Here is a 6880-nt window from a genome sequence, read left to right as displayed (position 1 = left end):
GCCTCGACGCGTTCGAGGGCGATCCGTTCGGCGGACTTTCGGTGACGACGCCTGGCTTCTCGCGCATCGGCGAGGCCATCGCAAAGCTCGGCCTACCGACGGTCATCGTCCAGGAGGGCGGCTACCTCTGCGACGAACTCGGCGACAATCTCACGGCGTTCCTCACTGGTTTCGGCGGCAAGATGCGGTGAATGCTCAAGCCAGCGTCAGGAGCGCTGCTGCCTGAGCATGGCGATGACCCGATGCACACTTTCCAGCGTTTCGTCGATTTCGGCTGCCGTGTTGTAGTGAGCAATGCCGATGCGCACGACGCCATGCTCGGCTGGAATGCCGAGCTGGTGGACGATCTCCCAGGCGTAGTTGTGACCGGACCACAGGAAGATTTTTTCGGCGTTCATCAGCCGTACGATCGTTTCGGGCACGATGCCATCGACGGTGAAGGAAACCGTCGGCACGCGATCGCCGAGCCGCTTCGGATCGGTGATGCCGTGGACGGTCAGGCCCTCGATATCGGACAGGCCGTCGATCAGTTGTTGCGCCAGCGGGTTTTCGTACGCGATCGAAGCCGCGAACGCCTTGGCGATCTTCTGCCTTCTTGAACCGCCCTCGCTCGCCGCCGCGCCAAGGTCGGCAAAGTAGTCGACCGCGGCGGTGAGGCCGGCCATCAGCTCGATCTGCGGCGTGCCGAGTTCGAACCGCTCCGGCAGACCGTTGGAAGAGCAGCGGCATTTGTAGGGCTCCAGCGTCTCGATGACATCACGGCGGCCCCACAATATGCCCATATGCGGGCCGAAGAATTTGTAGGCCGAGCAGATCAGGAAATCGCAGCCGAGCTCCTGCACGTCGATCAGCCCGTGCGGCGCGAATTGGACGGCATCGACATAGACCAGCGCACCGGCATTCCTGGCTATCGCAGTCAGCACCTTCACCCGGTTGATCGAACCGGTCAAATTGCTGGCGTAGTTCAACGCGACCAGCCGTGTCTTCTCCGAAAGCAAGCCAGCCAGCGTCGCCTCCTCGACCTGCCAGCTGGTTTCGTCGAACGGCAGCCAGCGCACGACGAGGCCGTGATCCTCGGCCAGTTGCAGCCAGGGCGAGACGTTGCCCTCATGGTCCATGCGGGTGAGGATGATCTCGTCGCCGGGCTGCATCGTGCGGCCGAGCGTGCGCGAGATGTGGTAGGTCAGCGTCGTCATGTTGGCGCCGATGACGATTTCCTCAGGGCTTGCGGCGCCGAGGAAATCGGCCATGGCCTCATGTGCCTCATCGACGACGGCCTGCGCGGCAATCGTCGTTTCGAAGTAGCCGCCAAGGTTCGCATTGGTGGTCAAGAGACAGCGCGATACCGCATCCGCCACTGCCTGTGGCACCTGCGTGCCGGCAGGGTTGTCGAGATAGATGCGGCGGCGGCCCTTGTCGGTCAGAGAGAGAGCGGGAAATTTCCCCCGGATAGCCTCGATCGGAAAATTCATTGCCGCCCTTCTCCCATTGTAATCGTTGGATATTCGGCCAGCAATCCCCGTTCAAGGACAGGGATTGCCGACCCGCTGGTGGATCGCATCCACCGCCTTCTGCATTTCGTCGGTCCAGACGACGTCGACGGAAGACAGCGCCATGTCGAGCTGCGAAAGCGTCGTTGCGCCGACGATGTTCGAGGTTACGAACGGCCGGCTCGAGACATAGGCATTGGCAAACAGTGCCGGCTCCAGGCCAAAGGAGCGCGCCAGCTCATTGTATTCAAGTTGTGCTTCGGCGGCACCTGGCGTCTCGTAACGCTGGCCGCGATTGAACAGCTGCGAGCGGGACCCCTGAGGCCGCGCGCCGTGGTCGTACTTGCCGGTGAGATAGCCCTGTGCCAGCGGCGAATAAGGCAGCAGCGACACCTGCTCGCGCTCGCAGACCTCGGCGAGATTCACCTCGAAGGTGCGGTTGACGAGATTGTAGGCGTTCTGGATCGACGCGACGCGCGGGCCGATACCCTTGTCGGCTTCGGCAAGGAACCGCATCACGCCCCAGGAACTCTCGTTCGACAGGCCGAAATGCCGGATCTTTCCTGCCTTCACCAATTCGTCAAACACGGCAAGCGTCTCGGCGATCGGCGTTTCGCCGGCCGGTGCGCCGACGGAATCGGCGCGCGGCGACACGGCGCCGACGCGCGTCGGGTTGGCGCCCCAGGGGATATCCCGCTCCGGCCAGTGGATCTGATAGAGGTCGATGTAGTCGGTGCCGAGCTTGGCCAGCGACTTGTCGATGGCGTCAAAGATATCGGCGCGCACCAGTTGCGACGGCCTGTCGCCGCGAAACCAGCTGTTGGCCGTGCGGCCGACGACCTTCGAGGCCAAGATCACCTTGTCGCGGTTGCCCTTGGCCTTCATCCAGCTGCCGATGATCTTTTCGGTCCGTCCCTGCGTCTCCGCCTTGGGCGGGATCGGATAGAGCTCGGCGGTGTCGATGAAATTGACGCCGCGCGAGAAAGCCAGGTCCATCTGGGCGTGGCCTTCGGCCTCGGTGTTCTGCTGGCCCCAGGTCATGGAGCCCAGGCAGATCTGGGTAACAAGAAGATCGGTCCGACCGAGACGGCGTTTGTGCATGGATTCGGCTCCGGAGGAAGGCTGGCGCGACTGCGCGGAGGAGCCGCATCTATAGGCAAAGCAGAGCCGCTCTCCAAGCCTCGCCAGGCCGACTTTTGCGTGAACCAGCCGGGTTAGCGGCGAGCACCGGCCAGTGCACGACGCTTGGCCTCGTCGATCAGCATGTTGGCCACTTGCATGCGGATCATGGCGCGCTGGCGCAAATGTGGGGCGACGCGGTCGGGATGGTTGGCAAAGGCAAAGCTGCGGCGCATACGGCCGAAATCGGCGACCTGCTTGGGCTGATTGAGGCCGAGTTCGACGGCGATGGCTTCGGGATCGATCGGCGGCAGTTTTTCCTCGGGCTTTGGCTCTTCGCCGGCGAGAACCAGCTTGGCATGATCGAGCAAAGCGGCGAATTCGGTCGCCAGATCCGCGCCCGCCTCGCGATATTCGGCAGCGGAAACCTTGATGCGGCCGGAATGGAGTTCATCGGCCACCGAAAGATAGTCGAACGGGATGGATGGACGAGCGCCGGCCTCTTCGCCCTCGCCATTCTTGTCGGGTGCGATGAAGAGGTCGTCGAGCAACGAAGCGAAATCCCGCTTGGCGCCAGTAGCGATGTCAGCCTCCCCCTCGCCCGACCATTCGGGTATCGAAGCATAGAACCGGCTCGTTAAAAATGCATGGCACCGATCTCAACGAATTTAGCCGTCGCCTCGTGGCAGCCATGCAGCCAGCATTCGAGGCTACGATGCGCGTCAGCAAAAGTTTCACCCGGTTGCGGAAAATGGCGAAAAAATTCGCCAAGACATGGCAGGTATGCAAATGCTGCACTGCACAATTGTCACGATTCACCTATATTGGCAGCCGTGGAGGACCAATTTTGGGGCTTGAATCATGGGTTTCTTCACTGAAATGTTCGCCCGGCCTCGGCCGCAGGAACATCTGAGATACCGCTCGGCGCTCGCGCTGCTTCATTCGATGAGCAATGCCGACCGCGCCGACATCGGGATCAAGCCGGCCGACTTCCCCCGCATCGCCCGCGAAATGTCCGTTCGCTAGCTGCATCCGGTGTTCAGGATGTCCCGGATCGGTCCGGGACACCTCCAAAAAACTCAATTCCTTAGCGCGATCCCAGGAATGTCGCCTTGCCCAACGGTACGCCATTGTGGCGAAGGATGTCGTAAGCCGTGGTGAGATGAAAATAGAAGTTGGGCATGGCCACATGCAGCAGATACTGCAGGCCGGGCATCGAGCTTTCGCGTCCACCAAACTTCAGCTCGATGATCTTGTCATCGGAGCCGTTGAATTCGGCAGCCGAAAATGTCGCGAGAAGGTCGAGCGTCTTCGTGATGCGAGCCTGGACATCGGCAAAACTCGCCTCATTGTCCTCGTATTTCGGCACTTCGCGGCCGGCGAGCCGTGACGGCGCGCCCTTGGCATGATCGGTGGCGATCTGCACCTGCCTGGTCAAGGCGAACATGTCCGGCGCCAGCCGCGCCGTCAGAAAAACCTGCGGGTCTATCTTGCGGTCCAGCGCATTCTGTTCGGCGGTCGCAAGCACATTGGAAAGCGCTTTCAGCCTGGCCGAAAACACCGGCACGGATGCCTCATACATCGATATCGTCACGTCAAATCTCCTGCCCGGCCCAGCGCCGGCGGACGCGACGTAGCGCCTTCGTGCAGGATTTTTCAAGGCCGCCGACGCCGCGTCACCACGTTGCCGCAATCGCCGTCGTAGAATCCTCTTATCGAGCGGAGGTTCCCGATGAGATGCGCCCTTTTCGCAGCGACTGCCTTTCTCTCCCTGGCCCCGATCGGTCAAACGACCTTGGCAGCCGAAGATGCCCCCGAAGCGCCCTATGTCGACGACCGGTCGAGCGCCGATGCTGTTGTTCGTTCGCTCTACAGCGCCATCACCCGGCACGAATTCGCCCGCGCCTGGGGGTATTTCGGCGATACAAAACCGGCAAAGGATTTCGACAGTTTCGTCAAGGGCTATGACGGCACCGACAAGGTCGAGGTCTTGACCGGGGCGGTTTCCGACGAAGGTGCGGCCGGCAGCATTTTCTACAACGTGCCCATCGCCATCCGCGCCACCGATAAGAGCGGCGGCGAAAAGGTTTTTGCCGGTTGCTACACGCTGCGCCAGGTGAATGCCCAGATCCAGGCGGAGCCACCCTTCGATCCGATCCACATCGAGAAGGGGGCACTGAAACCCTCCACCGTCGATTTCGAGGAGGCGCTGCCGCCAAGCTGCGGCGATGGGCCGCCGCCACCGAAGAAGGACACTGCGCTGGAGCAGGCAAAGAAGGCGTTTCTGGCAACCTATGGCGACCAGTGCGACAAGCAGTTCCTGGCCGACGAGCCGACGGTCTTTTCAATCAAATACAAGGACAAGGATGCGCAGCCCGGCGACCCCGACAAGGAGACGCGGCTGTTCCATTTTTCCTGCTCGGCCGCCGCCTACAATGAAAGCTCGGTCTATTATATGACCGACGAGACATCGGCCGTGCAGCAATTGCAATTCGCCGAACCCAAGATGGACATCCGCTACGAGAACAATGACAGCAACGGCAAATTGCTGGGCATGAGCATCGTCGGTTTCCAGACGTCCGGCTGGGCGGTCAATTCCGACTACGACGAGGCCACCCAGACGATCACCACGTTCAACAAGTGGCGCGGGGTCGGCGATGCTTCCGACGCCGGCACGTATCTGTTCCGCAACGGCAATTTCTCGCTGGTCCAGTACGACGTCGATGCATCCTATGACGGCGAGCAAAATCCCGAGACTGTCGTCGACTACAACACTGCGCCTTGAGCGTCACACGGGCTTGCAGGCTGTGTCGATCAGGGCGACTTCGATAGCATCCAGTTGAGCGTGCCGCGCCAGTCGGTCATGCGGATCGGGGTGCCATGGGTACCGGTCTCGAAACGAACGAAACGGGTCGGGTAAGTCTTCGATTTGGCCAGGATCGAGCGAAAGAATGCCTCCTGATTTGCCACTGGGAAGACCACGTCGTGACTGCCCTGGCCGAAAAAGACCGGCACACGGCGCTTGAATGCTGGGCTGGTGAAAAAGCTCTCATCCCATAGCGAGCCGAGCAGCAGCAGGCCGTTGATGCGGCCGCCCATGTCCTTGCGCGCGGCAAGCTTCCAGCACAGCGCGCCGCCCATCGAGCCGCAGGCGACGAAGATCTTCGCGCCTGGCGATCGTTCGGCATAATGACCGATCAGCGCCGCCACCTGCGCCGCTCCCTTGTCGCCGAAATCGGTAAAATCCGGACTGAGATAGAGGCCGCCATTGCCGGCCATCAGGTTCTTGAGCCGGTTGAAATTGCCGCCGAAGGTGAAGTCGTCGACACCTTGCTTGCGGCTGCCGCCCTGCCCGTGCAGGTAAAGCACGATGATGCCGGCGCCCTCGGTCTTGCCGACGGCGACATGCCTGATATCGCCGGCGTCGGTTTTCAGCAACAGATCCTGCTGCACCTTGCGCACGCTGGCGTCGGTATATTGGGCGTTCACCCGCCGCTCGGGCACCTGGTCACGCTGGTTGATGTCGCGCATCTCGCGGTAGTCGATGACCGTGTAGGCGCCGTTGCTGTCGGACGACAGCGTGGGCGGATAGGCGAAGAGATCGTCCTTGAAGGGTTTTAGGGACAGCGTCTGACTTTGCGCGGCCGAAGACAGCAACGCGGTCGTGACTGCAAAGGCACAGAAAATTTGGCGGCGAAAAGACATACCCAAGGCATGCGTAATTCGGCTTGGGTTTGTCAATCCTGCAGCACGCCGCCGGCGCCTTCCAGCGCCTCGCGCGTGTCGACATCGACAGACGCCGCCGCGCCGATCTCGACATCGATGACATCGAGCCCTTCGGTCTCGACCAGATGGCGTGCACCGGTGTCGCCCTCCAGATGGGCGATCGCCGGAAACAGCGAACGCGGCAACAGCACCGGATTGCCGCGCTTGCCGTCATGCGAAGCGCGGACCACCGCATTGCCGCCGCCCTTGCGGAACGCATCGATCAATCTGTCGAGATCGTGGGACGTGATATCGGGCATGTCGCCGAGCACGATCATCACACCGGCGGAGTCCTCCGGCAGATAGGCAATGCCGGCCTTCAGCGACGTGGACAAGCCGTCGGTAAAATCAGGATTGTGCGCGAAGGTCACGTCGAGGCCCGCCAGCGCAGCGCGCACCCGCTCGCGCTGGTGGCCGGTGACAACGACAGTTCTGGACGCCTTCGAGCCAAGCGCCCGCTCGGCGGTGCGGTACACCAGCGGCTTGCCGTCGAACAGCGCCAACAG

8 protein-coding genes and 1 pseudogene are annotated in these 6880 nt (G+C 61.8%); 3 read left to right on the top strand and 6 right to left on the bottom strand.

All coding sequences use genetic code 11. The annotated features are described in order from the left end of the window. A pseudogene (locus EN955_RS33120) lies at positions 1 to 191 on the top strand (histone deacetylase family protein); the annotation flags it as partial. Between the two features lie 15 nt (positions 192 to 206). On the opposite strand, the gene EN955_RS33115 reads toward EN955_RS33120, so the two are convergent. The 3 genes from EN955_RS33115 to EN955_RS33105 all read right to left on the bottom strand — a co-directional run bounded on the left by EN955_RS33115 (position 207) and on the right by EN955_RS33105 (position 3160). Further along, positions 207 to 1472: a cysteine desulfurase-like protein gene (locus EN955_RS33115; protein ID WP_024504349.1), complete on the bottom strand. Its 1266-nt coding sequence runs from the start codon at positions 1470 to 1472 to the stop codon at positions 207 to 209. A 51-nt stretch (positions 1473 to 1523) separates the two neighbouring features. Next, positions 1524 to 2591, bottom strand: coding sequence for an aldo/keto reductase (locus EN955_RS33110; protein ID WP_024504348.1), 1068 nt, complete (start codon positions 2589 to 2591; stop codon positions 1524 to 1526). Positions 2592 to 2704: 113 nt separating this feature from the next. Continuing rightward, entirely contained in the window at positions 2705 to 3160 is a 456-nt protein-coding gene (locus EN955_RS33105) for a hypothetical protein (protein WP_081714352.1), read from the bottom strand. 310 nt (positions 3161 to 3470) lie between these two features. Between EN955_RS33105 and EN955_RS33100 the strand changes: the two genes are divergently transcribed. Next, the gene (locus tag EN955_RS33100) at positions 3471 to 3635 is read left to right on the top strand and encodes a hypothetical protein (RefSeq protein WP_023706483.1); all 165 of its coding nucleotides are present in this window, start codon (positions 3471 to 3473) and stop codon (positions 3633 to 3635) included. A 61-nt stretch (positions 3636 to 3696) separates the two neighbouring features. On the opposite strand, the gene EN955_RS33095 is transcribed toward EN955_RS33100, so the two are convergent. Next, positions 3697 to 4203 (bottom strand): DUF1993 family protein, encoded by a 507-nt coding sequence (locus EN955_RS33095; protein ID WP_024504346.1) that lies wholly within the window; start codon positions 4201 to 4203, stop codon positions 3697 to 3699. Between the two features lie 138 nt (positions 4204 to 4341). On the opposite strand from EN955_RS33095, the gene EN955_RS33090 reads away from it, so the two are divergent. Then, on the top strand, positions 4342 to 5394 hold the full coding sequence (locus EN955_RS33090) for a DUF1176 domain-containing protein (protein ID WP_024504345.1): 1053 nt from the start codon (positions 4342 to 4344) through the stop codon (positions 5392 to 5394). Between the two features lie 29 nt (positions 5395 to 5423). On the opposite strand, the gene EN955_RS33085 is transcribed toward EN955_RS33090, so the two are convergent. Further along, positions 5424 to 6314, bottom strand: coding sequence for a phospholipase (locus tag EN955_RS33085; protein ID WP_024504344.1), 891 nt, complete (start codon positions 6312 to 6314; stop codon positions 5424 to 5426). A gap of 32 nt (positions 6315 to 6346) precedes the next feature. Further along, positions 6347 to 6880: NTP transferase domain-containing protein (locus EN955_RS33080; RefSeq protein ID WP_164769949.1), on the bottom strand; the 534-nt coding region annotated here is incomplete at its 5' end.

The sequence above is a fragment of the Mesorhizobium sp. M7A.F.Ca.CA.001.04.2.1 genome (assembly GCF_003998485.1).
Lineage (GTDB): Bacteria > Pseudomonadota > Alphaproteobacteria > Rhizobiales > Rhizobiaceae > Mesorhizobium > Mesorhizobium ciceri.
Note: the sequence above shows the minus strand (reverse complement) of the source record. Positions and strands in the feature narration are given on the sequence as shown.